An 18,506-nucleotide genomic window follows, 5' to 3' on the forward strand; every position below is an offset into this window, starting at 1 on the left:
TATTGCTGTCACTCTCCCTGAACTTGGTCGTCACTTTTCACCAATTTTTAGCGGTCATAGACTCCATTATCAATTTTCGTACTGTCGAAATAAATCTATGCTCCCAATCCAAAACTCCATATTCAAAGCCTACGATATCCGCGGCGTCATTGGTAAAACGCTTGACGCCGGGATCGCACGCCAGATCGGGCAAGCCTTCGGTATGGCGGCCCTTGCCAAAAATCAAAAGACCGTTGTGATCGGGCGTGATGGCCGCTTATCCGGGGCAGAAATGACAGCGGCCCTGGCAGCAGGATTGCAAGACGTGGGTGTGGACGTGATCGATCTGGGCATTGTCGTTACGCCCATGGTGTATTTTGCGACCCATGTGCTGGGATCGCAATCTGGCGTCATGGTGACCGGCAGTCACAATCCTCCCGATTACAACGGCTTCAAAATGGTGCTGGCGGGCGAGGCAATTTATGGCGAGACCATTCAGGCCTTATATCAGGCGATCACTTCGGATGAGGTAAAAAAATCGGTTGAACAGGCCGTGCAGGCGGGGAGTTACAACACCCACGATATCAAGGACGCGTATCTGCAACGGATTCTGAGCGACGTTACGCTGGCGAAGCCGATGAAGATCGTGGTCGATTGCGGCAATGGGGTAGCCGGCGCGTTCGCCGGAGAGCTGTATCGCGCATTAGGATGTGAAGTGCAGGAATTGTTTTGTGAAGTCGACGGCACCTTTCCGAATCATCATCCGGACCCTGCGCACCCGGAAAATTTACAAGATGTTATTCGGGCGCTCCAAACGACCGATGCAGAAATCGGGCTGGCATTCGATGGCGATGGCGATCGACTGGGGGTGGTCACCAAAGACGGTCAGATCATTTATCCGGATCGGCAGTTGATGCTCTTTGCCGCTGATGTGCTGACCCGGCATCCCGGCCAGGAAATTTTATATGATGTCAAATGCACGCGCCATCTGGCACCATGGATTGCCCAGCACGGTGGCAAGCCGCTGATGTGGAAGACCGGTCACTCGTTGGTGAAAGCCAAGATGCGTGAGACCGGTGCGCCGCTGGGTGGCGAAATGAGCGGACATGTATTCTTCAAAGATCGCTGGTATGGCTTTGATGATGGTTTGTATGCCGGCGTTCGTTTGCTGGAATTACTCAGCCGCGAGAGCGATCCATCGGCGGTTCTGAATGCGCTGCCGCAATCGTCCAGTACCCCCGAATTGCAACTCACTCTGGCCGAAGGCGAAAACTTCGCGTTGATTGCAGCGCTGCAGCAGCAAGCGGATTTTCCCGGTGCCGACGACATCATCAAGATCGATGGTTTGCGCGTTGAGTATCCGGACGGCTTTGGATTGGTACGGGCATCGAACACCACACCGGTGGCAGTCATGCGCTTTGAGGCCGAATCGGATGCTGCACTGGCACGGATACAAGCAGAATTCAAGCGCGTGATTCTGGCGGTTAAGTCAGATGCAAATTTGCCTTTTTAATTTTTTTTATTGAACATCCGCTTGAATATTTTAATTGTTCGTGTTTCGTCTCTTGGCGACGTGGTGCATAACATGCCAATGGTGTCGGATATACGGCGCCACTACCCCGATGCCAATATTGATTGGGTGGTCGAAGAAGGCTACGCGAGTTTGGTACGACTTAATTCGGATGTGCGCAGAATAATTCCCTTCGCTTTGCGGCGCTGGCGTAAAAGCCTGTTCACGGCAGCTACCAGGGCGGAGATGTCTGAGTTTAGGCAACAGCTCAAGCAGGATGCGTATGACTTCGTTTTTGATACGCAGGGACTGCTAAAGACCAGCGTCGTCATGCGGATGGCGCGTCTGGCACCAAAAGGGAAGCGGGTCGGGCTGGCAAATGCGACGGAGGGATCAGGGTATGAGCCGATATCGCGCATTTTTCACAACTTAAGCGTTGTGGTGGGACTGCGGACGCATGCAGTTTTACGGGCCCGCCAGGTTGCGGCGCAGGCGCTGGGATATAACGTAGACGGGCCAGCCGATTTCAACCTGAAAATCCCGTTTATCTCTCCAGGTCATTCACCAACATGGTTGCCTGATACTCCTTATGCCGTTTTTTTTCACGGTACCGCCCGCGCTGAAAAACAATGGGCTTTTGCCAACTGGATCTGCATCGCGCAACAGTTATCCGATCGCAACGTCGCAATATTACTTCCCTGGGGCAATGCGGCTGAAAAACAAACCGCTGAGAAGATGGCGGCCAATATGCCTAATGCGCGTGTTCTACCCAAATTACCTTTGATGGAAGCAGTCATGCTTGCTCAACGCGCATCCTTGGTCATAGGCGTCGATACTGGCCTGACGCACGTCGCAGCCGCCTTTACCCGCCCGACTATCGAGCTGTATTGCGACTCCCCACGTTGGAAAACGGAAGGGGATTGGTCGGCGAGTATCGTGAATTTGGGGGATGAGGGGATTGCACCAACGGTTGAGGAAGTCTCAGGCGCGGTGAGGACTCTCCTTGAGTCGAAGAACGACCTGGGCGCACCCTTTGGATTTCTGGCCTGAGCAGAATCGGCTAATAACTTTATCGGTTACCGAACACAACCCTTCATAATACAGCGATGGAACAACAAATACTCGAAATAGACTGCGCCGACTGGCACGTTGCCGCCCTCAACCAGGCATGGATCGCCGCGCTTGAAGCGGGGAAGGTACTCTATTTTCCACGTCTTGCTTTCAACCTCACGCAGGATGAACGGCGATTTTTATCACCGACTATCCTCGATCCCAAAAGCCGCAATATAAGCCTGGATGCCGATGGCGTCATAAAAGGCGTCCTTGGAGATGCGCTGGATCAGGCCACGATGGCTGCGATGGTGGGGCGTTTTCGCGGCCAGGCGCGGCAATTAATTGCGTCTCTTTTACCTGCGTATAGCGATGTCGTCCGTTTGGCACCGACCAGCTATCGCCCGATGCAAGTTGAAACGCGTGCCCAGTCCTGGCGTGCGGATGACAAACGGATGCATGTCGACGCATTTCCGTCCCGGCCAAATTACGGCGAACGCATTTTGCGTGTATTTGCCAATCTGAATCCTGATGAGTTGCCGCGTGTATGGCGAGTCGGAGAGCCTTTTGAAGATGTTGCGAAGCGGTTTCTTCCCCGAGCAAAGGCTTATTCCCGTTGGCAGGCACAATTGATGAACGCGCTTCACGTGACTAAATCTTTACGCAGTGAGTACGATCACCTGATGTTGCAATTGCATGACAGTATGAAGTCGGACATGGAGTATCAGCGCAGCGGACCGCAAGTAACGATGCCTTTTGCAGCTGGATCAGTATGGGTATGTTTTTCCGATCAGACGCCGCATGCGGTGATGTCGGGGCAATATATGATGGAGCAGACCTTGCACTTGCCAGCGGCAAATCAATACGACTCTAGTGCCAGTCCCTTAGCTATTTTGACGCGGCTCACCGGCCACAGTCTGATTTGATGCGGGCGCATTTGTATCGCCTCCTTTATTCCCTTGTGTGGTGGTTAATCATTCCCCTGGCGGTGGGTCGGCTATGGTGGCGTGGCCGCAGGGAGCCAGGCTATCGGCAACATATTCCCGAGCGTCTGGGATTTTATCCGAAACGTGATAACGCTTTCGGACAGCCGAAGCGATCGTTGCTATGGGTGCATGCAGTGTCCGTCGGCGAAACGAGGGCGGCCGAGCCGCTGATTAACTTGCTGCTAGCCGATTATCCCCAGCACACCATCTTGTTGACGCATATGACCGCGACTGGTCGTGCTACAGGACAAGCGCTGTTTGGCGCGTCTCCGCGCATTGTTCAAAGCTTTCTTCCGTATGACACCGGCTGGATGGTGGGACGATTTTTACGTCATTTTGCACCAAGCTTGTGTGTGCTGATGGAAACCGAAGTCTGGCCAAATTTGATCGCACAATGCGTACGGTATCAGGTCCCTGTGGCATTGGTGAATGCACGGCTATCGGAACGTTCGTTGCGTCGCGGGAAAAAATTCGAGACGCTGATGACGCAAGCTGCGCAAGGAATTTCTTGCGTCGGGGCGCAGACCAAAGAAGACGCGCACCGACTGCAGCAGCTTGGTGCCAGCAACGTCACGGTTACCGGTAATCTCAAATTTGATGTCGCTCCTTCCGATGATATGGTGCGCATGGGTCTTACCATGCGTCAGCAAATCGGTGCCCGACCGGTGCTGCTATGCGCTAGCACTCGTGAGGGCGAAGAGGCGCTCGTCCTCACTGCACTCGGCCGTCAGAACGGCTCACCTTCTGTCGAAAACTTGTTGTTAATTATTGTTCCTCGTCACCCGCAACGGTTTGACGAAGTGGCGGATTTGATCGCTGCGAATAAATTGCCTGTGATGCGCCGCTCGACTTTGGGCGGGGGCCCGCTTGATCTGAAAGTTAAGGTATTGCTGGGCGACTCGATGGGGGAAATGTTTGCTTATTACGGCGCCTCGGATATCGCCTTTATTGGTGGAAGTTTGATGCCATTGGGCGGCCAAAACCTGATCGAAGCTTGTGCGGTTGGTAAGCCGGTTCTGATTGGCGCTCACACTTTTAACTTTGCAGCGGTGACTGAGCAAGCGATCGCTGCCGGCGCGGCATTGCGGGTAACGGATGCGGGGGCGATGCTGGATATCGCCATCCAATTATTGAGCGCCGACCAGGAGCGGGAGATTATGGGACGACATGCCAGCGATTTTGCACAGCTACATCGTGGTGCGACGATACGTACGGTGGCGTTGTTGGCTTTATTGATGTAGTCGGCCCGTAAATCTGAATCTGCTTTGTAGGGCTGTCGTTCTGTTTCGAAAGAGGGGCTGGGCGAACTTGCTCAGTCACGCGAACATAAAAATTCCACAACGATAGTCACAATCTTCAAAAAATTCATAATGCATATTGTTCCTTTAATCAATAACGTTATCAGTACGCTCTTGCTTCCGCCTACGAGCCTGGTGTTGTTATGTTTTGCGGGGCTGGTTTTACGGCGGCGCTGGCCGCGTTGTGGGCTATCGGTAAGTATCGGCGCGCTCGGTATTTTGTTGGTGATCTGTACCAAAGCCGGGGCCTTGCTGTTTGTTGCACCCTTAGAAAATCAGATCCCGATTCTCGACATTCGATCGATAGGACAGGCCGAAGCTATTGTCGTGCTCGGTGGCGGCCGGATCGAAAGTGCGCCGGAATATGGCGCTGTTGATAGCCCCAGCTATGTGACGTTAGCGCGTCTTCGGTATGCGGCGAAATTGCATCGGGAAACCGGTTTACCGCTGTTGGTCACTGGGGGAACGCCCGAAGGCGGCGGTGAGTCAGAAGCAGCCGTGATGGCCCGCACTTTGGCGGAAGATTTCGATACGCCGGTAAAATGGCGGGAGGACGCCTCAGACAATACCGCGCAAAATGCCGAGTTCTCCTACACAATTCTGTCGCAGCAAAAAGTGAAGCACATCCTGTTAGTGACGGACGCCATTCACATGCCGCGCGCGCAGATGATTTTTAAGCTTAGCGGCTTTGACGTGACACCAGCGCCAACAGTATTTTTTAGTCGCAGTCGTCTCTCATTGCTGGATTTTATTCCAAGCGGAGAAGGGCTGCGACGAAGCTATTACGCCTTGCATGAATGGATTGGTGTTACCTGGTATAAATTGCGTTATTGAGGTTGACTTAATAAGGCTCCTAACGTCTTCTGTCCCAATTTTTTTTAAGCCCGATCCTGAACTGGTGAAATTAAATTAAGCATGGTTGCCAATAAAAAAAAACCTGAAATCCTCTCATCGAGATGGAATTAGGCTCGAATCACGCCATTGTTCTTCGCATGCCCCGCCGAAGCCCGCTAGGTCATTTGCACTACCGATGCTGTCGAATCGATTAATATGGGCCTGAGCATAGGCATCAAAACCCGCAGTTCATTTTCCATTGCTGAGGCCGTCAGCAATATCTGTTGATTAACAACATCAGCAAAGAGTGGACAATGCCATTACTGGACTGGACAGGAGCGCTTAACCGCTTCACGACCCAGTTCTAAGAGCGGATGACGAGGATTTGAATGAAATCCCTTTACACAAAACTGCACCCCATTGGTAGAACTTAATACACTAACTACATGCACGCAAAAAAATGAAAAAAAATAGTCGAATTGATTGCTCGCCACGCAGTAAGCTTTGCTCATTGATCATAGCCATGGCCATTTTTCTGATTCTTCATCAAATTCACGATGTTCAATATTTTCCATGGGATGCCAAAGGCTATTGGGAACTAAGTAATCCGAAAATTTTCTTCAACTATCCAAAGGAAATTCGCGGTTATTTTTATCCATTATTATTATTGCCCGCACATTTTTTTTCCAATATATTTGAATATTATCAAAATTACTCATACCGATTTTTTTCGGCCTTCATTTACGCTTACTTACTTACGAGTGTTCTACCAGCATTTTATGTCCGAATTTTTGGCGGAACACTGACCACTTCAAGGCGGCTTATTACTCCGTTGTTGATCGCCATCCTGTTCCCTGGCTTGATCATTTACCCCCTTAGTGATCTACCTGCATTTCTTTTGCTGATTGGCTCCATAAGTGCTCTGTTAAGTGCAAAAACTGCTGTAACACGCATTACTGCAGGAGGCTATGCGGTATTGGGGGGGGTGCTTGCTGCAGGTGCCTACAATACGCGTACCATTTACCTGTTTCCCCTTCTATGCATTTTTTGCGCGGTGCCACTTTATTTCTTTTCAGCTCAGTCGAAAAGAAATCGATTGTCAGGCATATTAGCGTTCGTAGCTGGCTTACTTCTTGTTAGCTTGCCTCAAAGCTTTATCAATCAATCGACACATGGAACGTGGAACCCTGCGGTTATCTCCCAAAATACTGAAAAATCGTTATTCGCTCTCCAACTGATGTGGGGCATTACGATCCAAAGATACGAAACAACAATTGATCCTACGTCACCATCCGCTAGCCGTTACTTTATAGATAAGGCCGGAGAGAAATTATTCGTGTCGGAAAGTCTTGAAAAGAGCTCAGTCACGATCGCTAATTACATTTCGCTTGTCATGCGGCATCCGGTGGATTTTCTTGGGATATATGGTAGGCATTTCGTTAACGGACTCGATCTTCGAGACGGCGAGGTGTATGTCAAAAATTCAAAGGGGGTGAACAACAAACTTGCCGTTCTCAACTTCTTCGTGCTTGCTCTGGGGCTCTTTTCTGCGTTAGTTCGTTATGACGTATGGAAGACGACAGGACCGGCTTCAAGCACGAACCTCTCTGAAAATCGCGCTTCTGCAGAAATTATTTGGCCAATATGTGCTTTTATTTTACTACTCCCGATCTTTGCGATTCTTCCTGGCGCCGTGGAGACAAGATTTTTTCTGCCGTTGCATGTGCTTCTGTATTGCACCATCGCATTTAACGCATTCGCTATGGAGATGACTCTTTACGTGAAAAAGCATTGGATACCAGTTTTGCTCGGATTTGGATTTCTATCGATAATCTTCTTCGCCGTGTCGACTAACACGATGTCCTCCATGGAGCCGTTCATTAACCCTCCATATCGATTTGGGCAATAAATGGAATTCCGCCATTTTTGCATTGGCGAGAGATGTACCATGCCGATGGGAATGGTTAGTGGCGCTTGAATAATTCAGCTTTTTAACAAAATGATTAAATTGTTAGGTTCGATACTTGAAACAGTCGGCAAGAGGACGCTCCCGTAATTGGCACAAAAAAGTCTAAGCTTGCCAGCATCATGCGCAAGTTGTGACAGCACCCCATAGAATCGCGTGCATCGCATCACCCAGCGCGCCTTTGAGCGCTTAACGCTCGCGGCTTTTATTTACGTAGCACCTCTGGCCGACCGCGCTTCAACGGGACCGGCTCAGGGGCTACCAGATAAATGGCTTTCCAGTTAATTAACGCAACGAAAAGGATCAGCGGATGATGTTGGTTCAAATGGGCTATCAACGGAAAGCCAAATAATTGCCCGGACTGTGGAGTTTCGGGCTTCGGGCCCATAAATACTTAGACAGAATTTGCGAGGAACTGAATATAAATATTTTATTTCTGCAGATTTGGCAAGTACCTTCCATAAAGCCTATTCCAGACGAGATGCTTTTGATTTATTCAGCAGCGATTATTGAGTTTGTCTTAACTGCGTCGTGGCGCGTCCCGCCTAAACATAAAAAAAGCCCGCAACGATCAACTCGTTACGGGCTGATTTTTTTGGGAATTTCTTCCCTCAAACCTGGTTAGTTCGCCGTCTTCTTTGATATCGCCAAAGCTACCGGCGTTTGTGTGGTTTCATTCAAACCGCCGCCTAACGACCGATACAAATCAATCGCATTGTTCAAACGCAATTGACGGGTTTGGATCAGTGCTTGCTGAGCTGAGAACAGATCGCGATCTGCATCCAATATTTCATTTGAACTGGCAATACCGTTCTTGAAGCGCAGGTCGGTCAACTTAACCCGTTCTTGCTGGGCGACCAAAAAGGCTTGTTGCGCATCCAGTTGCTCATCGAGCGCGCCACGTGCCACCAGCGCATCTGCGACTTCGCTAAAGGCCGTCTGGATAGTTTTTTCGTAGTTTGCTACTGCAAGATTTTTGCGTACTTCCGACAATGTCAGATTGGCGCGATTACGGCCGCCTTCGAAAATAGGCAGTGTCAGTTGCGGGATGAACGACCAGGTGCGACTGCCCGCTTCAAACAGACTACCCAACGACGAACTGGCATTTCCAATTCCGGCAGTCAGCGAAATCTGTGGAAAGAACGCTGCACGCGCCGCGCCGATGTTAGCGTTAGCGGCCCGAAGCTGCTGCTCCGCCGAGCGAATATCAGGACGGCGGATCAGCAAATCGGATGGCAAACCGGCAGGGATATCTGTCACGATTTGTTGTGATTCCAGGGTTTGTGGCGCTGGCAAATCGGTCAACGGCTTGCCGACCAGCAAGGTTAATGCATTAGTTGCTTGTCCCTTTTGACGGGCCAGGGTAGCAAACGAAACGCGGGCAGACTGCACCAGTGTTTCGGACACGCGCAAATCAAGGGCCGATGACGCACCGACCTCAAACCGCATCTTTGCCAGCTTGTAGTCTTGCAATCGGCTGTTCAGGGTTTGTTGTGCCAGTTCCTGTTGTTCCGCATACGAACGTTCGGCTAAATATGCCTGTGCAACTTGCGAGACCAACGTAATTTTTACCGAGAGTCGCGCTTCTTCAGTGGATAAGTAGCTCGCCAATGCAGCATCTTTCAGGCTGCGTACACGCCCAAAAAAGTCCAGTTCAAATGCAGTCATATTCAAGCCGACTGAATAACCAGTACCGACAGGAGCCTGACCGGGCAGCAACTGATCCGCGGCGGAACGTGCCCGACTGCGGCTGAAGTTGCCATCAAAATTTGGCAACGCGTCAGCGGCGGTGATGTTGTATTGCGCGCTGGCTGCTTCGATATTCAGCGCTGCTGTGCGCAAATCACGGTTGTTGACCAGCGCTGCCGCAATCAGCGATTGCAGGCGCTGGTCCGGGAAAAACTGACGCCAGCCAAGAGCCACCGCGTCAGCATCTGATTGCTTAACGGCGAATTCCTCTGCGGGGAAAGTCCCCGCCACTGGCGCTGTCGGTCGCACATAGGTTGGTGCCATGCTGCAACCCGATAAAACGCCTGCCAGTAACAGAACGCTGGTCAGGTGTTTGGGTAAAGAATTAAACATGTTGGTCCTCCACATCAATTTTTTTGTTGGCCGCGTACATTTTGTTCTGACGCTCGCTGCCCTTGAAGAATTTACGGACTACCACGAAGAACACCGGTACAAGGAATACGGCCAGAACGGTGGCCGTGATCATGCCGCCCATTACGCCGGTACCGATAGCACGTTGACTGCCTGAACCCGCACCGGTCTTGATTGCTAACGGTAATACGCCGAGGATAAACGCCATGGATGTCATCAAAATCGGACGGAACCGCAAATGAACGGCTTCCAGCGTTGCTTCAATCAGGCCCTTGCCCTGCGCTTGTAAGTCTTTTGCAAATTCAATAATCAGAATCGCATTTTTAGCGGACAAACCGATGACGGTAATCATCCCGACCTTAAAGTACACGTCGTTTGGCATGCCGCGCAAAGTCACGCCTAGCAGTGCACCAAGAATACCTAATGGCACCACCAGCATCACCGCGAATGGAATCGAGGTGCTTTCATACAGCGCAGCCAATACCAGGAACACGGCAATTAACGACAGCAGATACAACATTGGTGCTTGTGAGCCGGAGGTTTTTTCTTCCAACGACTGACCTGTCCACTCAAAGCCGAAACCCGGAGGTAATTTCGCCGTCAGCGCTTCCATTTCGTCCATTGCTTCACCGGTACTATGACCCGGTGCGGCGCCGCCCGAAATTTTCATTGCTGGATAACCGTTATAGCGGGTCAGCTGGACCGGTCCGCTAATCCAGTGCGAGGTCGTAAATGCCGACATCGGTACCATGGTTCCGGTCGTGTTTTTGACATACAGTTTGGCCAGATCTTCCGGTTGCAGGCGTTGCGGCGCATCGGCTTGCACGATGACACGTTGTTGACGCCCCTGATTCGGGAAGTCATTGACATAGGCCGAGCCGAGCGCAACTGAAAGCGTGCTGTTAATTGCGTCAAATGTCACGCCGAGGGCGTTCGCCTTATCGCGATCAATATCGAGCTGCAGCTGTGGTGCGTCTTCCAAACCTTCGGGACGAACGCCAGCCAACACTTTACTTTGCCCTGCCATGCCGAGCAGTTGATTGCGCGCTGCGATTAACGCGTCATGCCCTAAACCGGCACGATCTTGTAAACGGAAGGTGAAACCTGTTGCGTTACCCAGTTCAGGGATAGGCGGCGGATTCAGTGGATAAATAATCGCATCCTTGATCGCTGAGAAAACACCAAAGGCTTTACCGGCAATCGCATCAGCAGATTCATCCGGCCCACGCTGGCTCCAGTCTTTTAGCGGAACAAAGACCAAACCGGCATTTTGACCGTTACCAGAAAAGCTGAATCCGGTAATGGCGACCACATGCGCAACCGCAGGTAGCTTGGCGTAATACTCTTCGATCGTTTTGATGACGGCCAATGTGCGGTTCTGGCTGGCACCGGCTGGTAATTGCACGTTGGTGATGATATAGCCCTGATCTTCGCTCGGCAAAAATGACGCTGGCAGACGCGCGTAGAGTAAGCCGACGCAGACCACGATCGCACCGTATACCAGCATGTAGCGGCCAGTTTTGGTGAGCATCCTGGCGATAATCCCTTGATAGCTTGTCGTGGTCGCGTTAAAGCGACGATTGAACCAGCCGAAGAAGCCTTTCTTCTCGTGATGATGTCCGGCTTCGACCGGCTTGAGGATCGTCGCGCACAACGCAGGTGTCAGGGTAAATGCCATGAGTACCGAGAAGAACATCGAAGCGACCATCGACAACGAGAATTGGCGATAAATTGCACCGACCGCGCCGCTGAAGAAAGCCATCGGGATAAATACCGCGATCAGCACCAACGTAATACCGATCAACGCACCGGTAATCTGTCCCATTGCCTTACGCGTTGCATCGCGCGGCGACAAACCTTCTTCGCTCATGATCCGTTCAACGTTTTCGACCACCACAATGGCATCGTCGACCAGAATACCAATCGCCAGCACCATACCAAACATGGTCAACACATTGATCGAGAAGCCGAATAATAGCAACGTCGCAAACGTACCCATTAACGCCACCGGCACCACAATGGTTGGAATCAAGGTATAGCGAATATTCTGCAAAAACAAATACATCACCAGAAACACCAGCACGATCGCTTCAATCAGTGTTTTGACTACTTCTTCGATCGATATTTTAACGAAGGTCGAGGTGTCATACGGGACCGTGTATTTGACGCCGGCGGGGAAGTATTTGGATAACTCTTCCATTTTGGCATGCACTGCTTTAGCCGTGCCGAGCGCATTGGCGGTTGGCGATAACTGTACTCCGACGAACGAGGTTGGTTTGCCATCCAGTCGGCCCGATGTGGCATACGATTGCCCACCGATTTCAATCCGGGCAACGTCACGCAGGCGCACGATTGAGCCGTCTTTGTTGGCGCGTAATTGAATGTTACCGAACTGTTCAACGGTATTCAGCTGGCCGGTAACGACCACGGTCGCGGAAATTTGCTGCGTGCCAGGGCTTGGCAAATCGCCGATTGTGCCACCTGCAACCAAGGCATTTTGTGCTTGAATTGCAGAGGTAACATCGCCCGGTGTCAGGTTCAGGCCAACCAGCTTAGCGGGATCGATCCAGATACGCATGGCACGTTCGGTACCGAATAACTGTGCTTGGCCAACACCCGGAACGCGCTTGATTTCATTGAGAACGTTACGCGACAGATAGTCGCCCAGCGCGATTGGATCAAGCTTGCCGTCGGTCGAGGACAGACCGATAAACATCAAAAAGTTACTACGTGATTTAGTGACCTGCACGCCTTGTTGGGTGACAGCTGCTGGCAGTCGCGCTTCAACCCGTTTCAAGCGATTTTGTACATCCACCGCTGCCAGATCGGCATTGGTGTCAGGAGAAAAGGTCACAGTAATTTGCACCGCGCCGTTGGCCTGACTTTGCGATTCCATGTATTGCAGGCCGTCGGCGCCGTTCATCTCCTGTTCAATCAGGCTGGTCACGCTGTCATCCAAGATTTGCGCTGTCGCACCTGGATAGTTGGCGCTAATGACGATCGTAGGTGGTGCAATGGACGGATATTGCGACACTGGCAGTTGCGTGATGGCTAGTGCACCCCCGAGCAGGATGAAAATAGCGAGCACCCACGCGAAAACCGGGCGATCAATGAAAAACTTTCCCATCTGGGTGCTCCTTATTTAGCTGGTGATGTTTTGTCTGCGTGCGAAGCGTCAGATGTTGCCGCAGGTGCTATTGGCGTCGGACTTGTTGCATCCGCTACTGCCGGATTTTTCCAAAGGACTGGCTTCACGACCGCACCCGGTTTAATTTTCTGCAAACCTTCAACGATGACTTTGTCGCCGGCCTTCAGGCCTTCTGTGACAATCCATTTGTCGCCTTGGGCGTTGTCTGCCTTAATTGTGCGTGTGACAACCTTGTTGTCAGCGTCTACGACAAAGACGCTTGCACCGGTCATATCTCGTGTGACCGCTTGCTGTGGGACAGTAATGGCTTGATCGTTGACTGCTTGTTCCAGGCGGGCGCGAACGTACATGCCGGGTAGCAAACTATGGTCGGGATTAGGAAACTCAGCGCGAATGCTGACTGAGCCGGTAGTCGGGTCAACCGTCAGATCAGAAAAAAGCAGTTTTCCGCTTTGTGGGTAAGCGCTACCATCTTCCGTGACCAAAGTGACCTTTGCCTGCCCTTTACCGACGCTTTGCAACTGACCGCTTTTCATGGCCTGCTGCAATTTCAGGATATCGGTGCTGGATTGCGTCAGATTTACGTATATCGGGTCGATTTGCTGTACGGTTGCGAGTTGGGTAACTTCGCCTTGTCCCACCAAGGCACCCTCTGTGACCAATGCGCGACCGATGCGGCCGGAAATTGGTGAGCTGACTGTGGCATAACCAAGGTTCAGGCTGGCAGTCTGGCGGGCCGCTTTGGCTGAAGCAACGTCCGCTGCAGCTTGTTTTTGTAAAGCGATGGCATCGTCATAATCTTGCTTACTGACCGCATTGGCTTCCACTAATGGCTTATAACGTTGCGCTTTCAGCGTCGCCTGAGTCAGGTTGGCTTCTGCTTTCGCGAGCGTTGCCTGAATGCTCTCAAACGTCGCCTGCAGTTGCGCTGGATCAATGTTGAACAACACCTGTCCGGCCTTGACGTCGCTTCCTTCAACGAAGTTGCGTTTGAGAATAATCCCGGCAGCACGTGCGCGTACTTCAGCAATGCGGGTGGCTTCCAGGCGACCTGGTAATTCTGAGGCCAATGCGAGACGTTCCGGAGCGATACTAACGACAGCTACTTCCGCTGGCGGTGGGGCGGCTGGTGCTTCGGCTTTTTTCCCGCAAGCGGCAACCGCCGATAATGCTGCTATGGCCAACGCCATGCGCGTAAAACGGTATAGTGATTCTGCTGAATTCATGAAATATCTCGCACGTTGAGTGAATAAGTAACGGTCATGCCTGGGGGTAATGCGGGCCTGCGCTGACGAAGGAATGCGGTAATAGGGTGAGGCTTAGCGGGCGTAGATAATCTGCAGCCCTGTTGGGTATGGTTGATCGGTGAGGCGTCGTGGATGTGGTATTATACATACATTCATGAATGTATGTGCAAAGGGTGCTTTAAATGTTGCACTTGCACACTATGTTGGCTGGGAGATAGAAAATGGCAAGATGTACAAAAGAAGAATCGCTGGAAACGCGGTCCCGGATTCTGGATGCGGCAGTAGACGTATTTTATTCGCAGGGCGTGTCGCAGACCTCACTCGCCGATGTGGCCAATGCGGCGGGCGTGTCGAGGGGCGCAATTTATTGGCATTTCACCAATAAAAGTGATTTATTTAACGCAATGTGTGAGCGTGTGCGGCTTCCGATGGAGGCCTTGATTCGAAACAGTGCCGAGGAAAGTTCAATCGATCCTCTGGGCCAATTTCGAAGCTGGTGTCTGTTCGCCTTGGGTGAAGGCGTTAACAACGCACAGACTCGGAAGATATTTGCCACGATCTTGCATAAGTGCGAATTCGTTGATCCACTTGATCCAATCTATATGCGCCAGCAAGAATGCTTCCTGGAAGGCCGCATCAATATTCAGCGTATTCTTCGCTTTGCAGTGGCAAAAGGGCAACTGCCGCGCAATCTTGACCCGAACCTTGCGGCGATCATGGTGCAGGCGCTTTTATCGGGCGTACTGGAAAACTGGCTATTCAACACGGATAGCTTTGATCTGGGCGAGCAGGCAGCCAGAATAGTTGATTTCTGTATACATGGTTTAAAAACTGCACCAACTCTGCAAAAAATGATCTGATGCGGTTGGTAGTTGGTTGTGCTTTCAGCACATCAAAGCGAGCTTGCCAGTCGCGCAATCTCAAATCCTGCCCGGCCTGAAAAAAGGCCACCTCGCTATTCGCCTGGCTGACGCCCACAGCAAAAGTGAAATTTCAGGTGCAGGAGACTCGAAGTCTTCAATAGACGGGCATGGTGTTATCAACCTGTTGCGCCCATGCATGTATGCCGCCGGTAAGATTAATCACGTTGGTGAAATGATTGCGTTCCAAAAATGCCGCCACCGACATGCTACGCGCACCGTGGTGGCAAATGCAGACCACCTGTTGGTCTTCTTCCAGTTCATTGAGGCGACCCGGAATGGTTTGCATCGGGATTAATTGCGAATCCGCTATATGGCAGGTTTCGTATTCCCAGGGCTCCCGCACGTCCAGCAGTAATGGCGTCGGGCGGTTTGGATCGGCGATCCAGGCAGCTAATTCAGGGGCGGTAAGATATTGCATCGTATGCTCGTCGGTGAGTTTGCCGGGTCGGACTTTAAAATCAGACATAACGTCCGATTTTAAAATCAAAACTTAACTTTAAACTGTCAAGATCAAAACTTAAAATGAGAACGCGGAGCGGCGTCACGTAATGGCCGTGCACCTGTTTCAAACAGATTCCGGGTATCGAATGCGGTATCCGAAATGCGGGAAATGACCTGCGCTACCATCACTGGCGCTTCGCCGATAATGGCGACAATGCGACCACCAATCTTAAGTTGCTCCAAAAACGCGGCCGGGAGCGACGCCAGCGAACCTGAAATCATGATAACGTCATAAGTGGTTTCTTTGCCCTCAAGCCACCCCTGCGCGCCGTTTCCCTCTACAACCTCGACGTTACGCACGCCATAAGCGCTTAAATTCTTTTCTGCGAAGGCTTTCAACTCTGCGTCAATTTCCACGGTCACTACGTGACGTGCCTTATGCGCCAAAAGCGCCGCCATATAACCTGATCCGGTCCCGATTTCCAAAACGCTCTCGTGCTTTTTGACGGCAGCTTCTTGCAGCAGGCGCGCTTCCACTTTCGGCGACAGCATGCATTCTCCGCTGTCTCCTGGCAAAGGAATTTCGGTATCGCTAAAGGCCAGACTCTTATACGCCGCTTGCACGAATTCTTCGCGCCGAACCACCGTAAGCAGGTCGAGAATGTCCAGTTCCAGCACATTCCAGGGACGGATTTGCTGTTCGATCATATTGAAACGAGCTTGTTCGATATTCATGGCGGAGGTCGATAACGGGATAAAGACGTCATTCTATCAAGGACGACCTTAAAAACCTACTGGAAGGTCTAATTTCGCCTGCGCATCCAATATCTTGGCTTTTGCATTATTTTTAACAATGTCGAAAGGAAATTGGGAGGCCGTTTTTTATTTTGCACGGCGCGTTAAGCCGTAAGGTAATAGCTATTTACGGTTAAAATGCGGCTTTGACGTGGCGACTGATAGTGGAATGATAGAGAAGAATGAAAGAGAAGCGCAATGTCAAAATGTCATTTTTTAACGCCAACGCGCATACTAATCAATATGCCAATCGTTAAGCCCTTGCTTTCTGTCCCAGATTCGATTGTGAGCACCTCCTTATTGCCTCCCTCATGTCGTCCTGGTTGCGGTGCCTGTTGTACCGCACCGTCCATTTCTTCGGCGATTCCCGGCATGCCGCACGGCAAGCCCGCTGGCGTGCGCTGCATCCAGCTCGATCATGCAAATAAATGTCAAATTTTTGGCGCGCCGGAGCGGCCGGCTGTTTGCGGAAATTTGCAGCCGTCGTCAGAAATGTGCGGCGATTCGCAAATGCACGCAATGCTTTTCCTCAGCGAGCTTGAACGATTAACTGCGGTGACCGTCTGAAATACACGTTCACTTCATTTACCACCGCGAAGGTGAGCAAACAATTGCCTCAAAATTAACTAACAAGGATATTGATGAAACGTAAATGGATAGCGGTGCTCGCCTTGATGAGTGTATTTCTGTTTAGTTCGTGCGCGATGTTGATCGGAACACGGGATGTCGATTTTTCATTAACCAGCTTGCAACAATCTCTAAATAAACGGTTACCTTTTACGAAACGTTATTTAGGTCTCATTGAAGTCACCGCAAGCAACGCGCAGTTGGCGCTGGATGCCGGTCAAGGGAGGTTGCTGGTTGACATGGACGTCACCATGGCGTTGCCATTGACGGGAAAATCCTGGTCTGGCAAGTTGGCGATGTCTGGCGTGATCGCTTTGGATGGCGCGCATAACGCAGTGATATTAACCAATACGCGTCTGGATAGAATTACCCTCGCCAATTTAGACGGCGCTTACAGCGAACAAGCAACCCAGATAGGCGGCTTATTGGCGCGGGAATTAATGCAGAGTGTGCCGTTATATAGTTTTAAGCCGGAAGATTTGCGTTTTGTTGGCGTGACGTTTGTGCCGACTAAAATTGTTACAAGGACGGATCGCCTGGTTGTCACGTTTGAGCCTCAAAAATGAAGGTAGATCGAGGCGATCAATTGAGTCGTCGCCGCCCACTGTTCATCTGCGCGCATGCGCTATCTTGCGCGGCAGTCGTTCCTTCGATCCTGAATGATTTCGTTGGCAAATTCTCTGACCTGACCGGGCAATTCCAGATCATTCAGCATAACCGGACATAACTTACTTTCTACATGGATATATTTCTTGCGTTAAAAGTCATCATCATGGGTGTGGTCGAAGGATTGACTGAATTCCTTCCTGTTTCCTCGACCGGTCATTTAATTCTGGCCGGAAGTTTGCTTAATTTTTCAGCGGATATTGGACGTGGCAAAGCCGAAGTATTCGATATCGCCATTCAAGCGGGGGCTATTTTTGCGGTCTGTTGGGAATATCGTATTCGAATCGCTGATGTATTGCTTGGTTTGACGACCGAACCGAAAGCGCAAAAATTAGTCCGTAATCTGATCGTTGCCTTTATACCCGCCGCGATTATGGGTTTGTTGTTCAGCAAAATCATTAAAGAAAAATTATTTGCACCGGTTCCCGTCGCCATTGCACTCGTGGTCGGCGGATTGATTATTTTATGGGTAGAGCGTCGTAACAAAAACTCTTTGCCGGATCAAGCAGGTAGTCGGGTGGAAACAGTCGACGACATGACGGCGATGGACGCATTAAAAATCGGTTTTGCCCAAGCCTTTGCGCTTATTCCTGGCACCAGCCGTTCGGGCGCAACGATTATCGGCGGGATGATGTTTGGTCTATCGCGTAAAGCGGCGACGGAGTTCTCATTTTTTCTCGCCATTCCAACGTTGTTTGCCGCGACCATTTATTCACTATATAAAGACCGGGCGTTGCTCAGCGCCGCCGATCTACCGTTATTTTCGCTTGGTACGGTAGCGGCATTTATTTCAGCGTTCTTCTGTGTGCGTTGGTTATTGCGCTATATTGCCACGCATGACTTTACACTGTTCGCCTGGTATCGCATCGTGTTCGGACTCGTCATATTGTTGACAGGCTATACCGGCGCGGTGGCGTGGGAGCATTGATTCAGCTA

General features: G+C 51.0%; 16 protein-coding genes. 10 read left to right on the forward strand and 6 right to left on the reverse strand.

Annotated elements, in window-relative coordinates; genetic code table 11:
- The first annotated feature begins 97 nt into the window (after window positions 1-97).
- The 6 genes from JQN73_RS12445 to JQN73_RS12470 all read left to right on the forward strand — a co-directional run bounded on the left by JQN73_RS12445 (window position 98) and on the right by JQN73_RS12470 (window position 7,566).
- Entirely contained in the window at window positions 98-1,492 is a 1,395-nt protein-coding gene (locus tag JQN73_RS12445) for a phosphomannomutase/phosphoglucomutase (RefSeq protein ID WP_205319100.1), read from the forward strand.
- A 21-nt stretch (window positions 1,493-1,513) separates the two neighbouring features.
- The gene (waaC, locus tag JQN73_RS12450; RefSeq protein ID WP_205319101.1) at window positions 1,514-2,539 is read left to right on the forward strand and encodes a lipopolysaccharide heptosyltransferase I; all 1,026 of its coding nucleotides are present in this window, start codon (window positions 1,514-1,516) and stop codon (window positions 2,537-2,539) included.
- Between the two features lie 56 nt (window positions 2,540-2,595).
- On the forward strand, window positions 2,596-3,465 hold the full coding sequence (locus tag JQN73_RS12455; RefSeq protein WP_205319102.1) for a Kdo hydroxylase family protein: 870 nt from the start codon (window positions 2,596-2,598) through the stop codon (window positions 3,463-3,465).
- Window positions 3,465-4,766, forward strand: a complete 1,302-nt coding sequence (gene waaA / locus JQN73_RS12460) for a lipid IV(A) 3-deoxy-D-manno-octulosonic acid transferase (protein WP_205323339.1) — start codon at window positions 3,465-3,467, stop codon at window positions 4,764-4,766. The genes JQN73_RS12455 and waaA overlap by 1 nt, the downstream gene beginning before the upstream one ends.
- Window positions 4,767-4,895: 129 nt before the next feature.
- Window positions 4,896-5,657 carry a YdcF family protein gene (locus JQN73_RS12465; protein WP_205319103.1) on the forward strand — a complete coding sequence of 254 codons (762 nt, stop codon included), beginning with the start codon at window positions 4,896-4,898 and terminating at the stop codon, window positions 5,655-5,657.
- Window positions 5,658-6,117: 460 nt separating this feature from the next.
- On the forward strand, window positions 6,118-7,566 hold the full coding sequence (locus JQN73_RS12470; RefSeq protein ID WP_205319104.1) for a hypothetical protein: 1,449 nt from the start codon (window positions 6,118-6,120) through the stop codon (window positions 7,564-7,566).
- Window positions 7,567-7,828: 262 nt separating this feature from the next.
- Here JQN73_RS12470 and JQN73_RS12475 read toward each other — a convergent pair whose 3' ends face one another.
- The 4 genes from JQN73_RS12475 to JQN73_RS12490 form a co-directional block, all read right to left on the reverse strand.
- Window positions 7,829-8,011, reverse strand: a complete 183-nt coding sequence (locus JQN73_RS12475; RefSeq protein ID WP_205319105.1) for a hypothetical protein — start codon at window positions 8,009-8,011, stop codon at window positions 7,829-7,831.
- A gap of 233 nt (window positions 8,012-8,244) precedes the next feature.
- Window positions 8,245-9,705, reverse strand: coding sequence for an efflux transporter outer membrane subunit (locus tag JQN73_RS12480; protein WP_205319106.1), 1,461 nt, complete (start codon window positions 9,703-9,705; stop codon window positions 8,245-8,247).
- Window positions 9,698-12,850: an efflux RND transporter permease subunit gene (locus JQN73_RS12485; protein WP_205319107.1), complete on the reverse strand. Its 3,153-nt coding sequence runs from the start codon at window positions 12,848-12,850 to the stop codon at window positions 9,698-9,700. Before JQN73_RS12485 ends, JQN73_RS12480 begins: the two co-directional genes overlap by 8 nt.
- 11 nt (window positions 12,851-12,861) lie before the next feature.
- Window positions 12,862-14,097, reverse strand: coding sequence for an efflux RND transporter periplasmic adaptor subunit (locus tag JQN73_RS12490; RefSeq protein ID WP_205319108.1), 1,236 nt, complete (start codon window positions 14,095-14,097; stop codon window positions 12,862-12,864).
- 242 nt (window positions 14,098-14,339) lie between these two features.
- On the opposite strand from JQN73_RS12490, the gene JQN73_RS12495 reads away from it, so the two are divergent.
- Window positions 14,340-14,978: a TetR family transcriptional regulator gene (locus JQN73_RS12495; RefSeq protein WP_205319109.1), complete on the forward strand. Its 639-nt coding sequence runs from the start codon at window positions 14,340-14,342 to the stop codon at window positions 14,976-14,978.
- Window positions 14,979-15,135: 157 nt separating this feature from the next.
- Here the strand turns inward: JQN73_RS12495 and JQN73_RS12500 are convergent, their stop codons facing one another.
- Entirely contained in the window at window positions 15,136-15,459 is a 324-nt protein-coding gene (locus JQN73_RS12500; protein ID WP_205323340.1) for a rhodanese-like domain-containing protein, read from the reverse strand.
- A gap of 92 nt (window positions 15,460-15,551) precedes the next feature.
- The gene (locus JQN73_RS12505) at window positions 15,552-16,217 is read right to left on the reverse strand and encodes a protein-L-isoaspartate O-methyltransferase (RefSeq protein WP_205319111.1); all 666 of its coding nucleotides are present in this window, start codon (window positions 16,215-16,217) and stop codon (window positions 15,552-15,554) included.
- A gap of 303 nt (window positions 16,218-16,520) precedes the next feature.
- On the opposite strand from JQN73_RS12505, the gene JQN73_RS22790 reads away from it, so the two are divergent.
- The 3 genes from JQN73_RS22790 (at window position 16,521) to JQN73_RS12520 (ending at window position 18,498) form a co-directional block, all read left to right on the forward strand.
- Window positions 16,521-16,844: a YkgJ family cysteine cluster protein gene (locus tag JQN73_RS22790; RefSeq protein WP_205323341.1), complete on the forward strand. Its 324-nt coding sequence runs from the start codon at window positions 16,521-16,523 to the stop codon at window positions 16,842-16,844.
- Window positions 16,845-16,918: 74 nt separating this feature from the next.
- The gene (locus JQN73_RS12515) at window positions 16,919-17,470 is read left to right on the forward strand and encodes a DUF1439 domain-containing protein (RefSeq protein WP_205319113.1); all 552 of its coding nucleotides are present in this window, start codon (window positions 16,919-16,921) and stop codon (window positions 17,468-17,470) included.
- A gap of 173 nt (window positions 17,471-17,643) precedes the next feature.
- On the forward strand, window positions 17,644-18,498 hold the full coding sequence (locus JQN73_RS12520) for an undecaprenyl-diphosphate phosphatase (protein WP_205319115.1): 855 nt from the start codon (window positions 17,644-17,646) through the stop codon (window positions 18,496-18,498).
- Window positions 18,499-18,506: the final 8 nt, after the last annotated feature.

Source organism: Glaciimonas sp. PAMC28666 (assembly GCF_016917355.1).
GTDB lineage: Bacteria > Pseudomonadota > Gammaproteobacteria > Burkholderiales > Burkholderiaceae_D > Glaciimonas.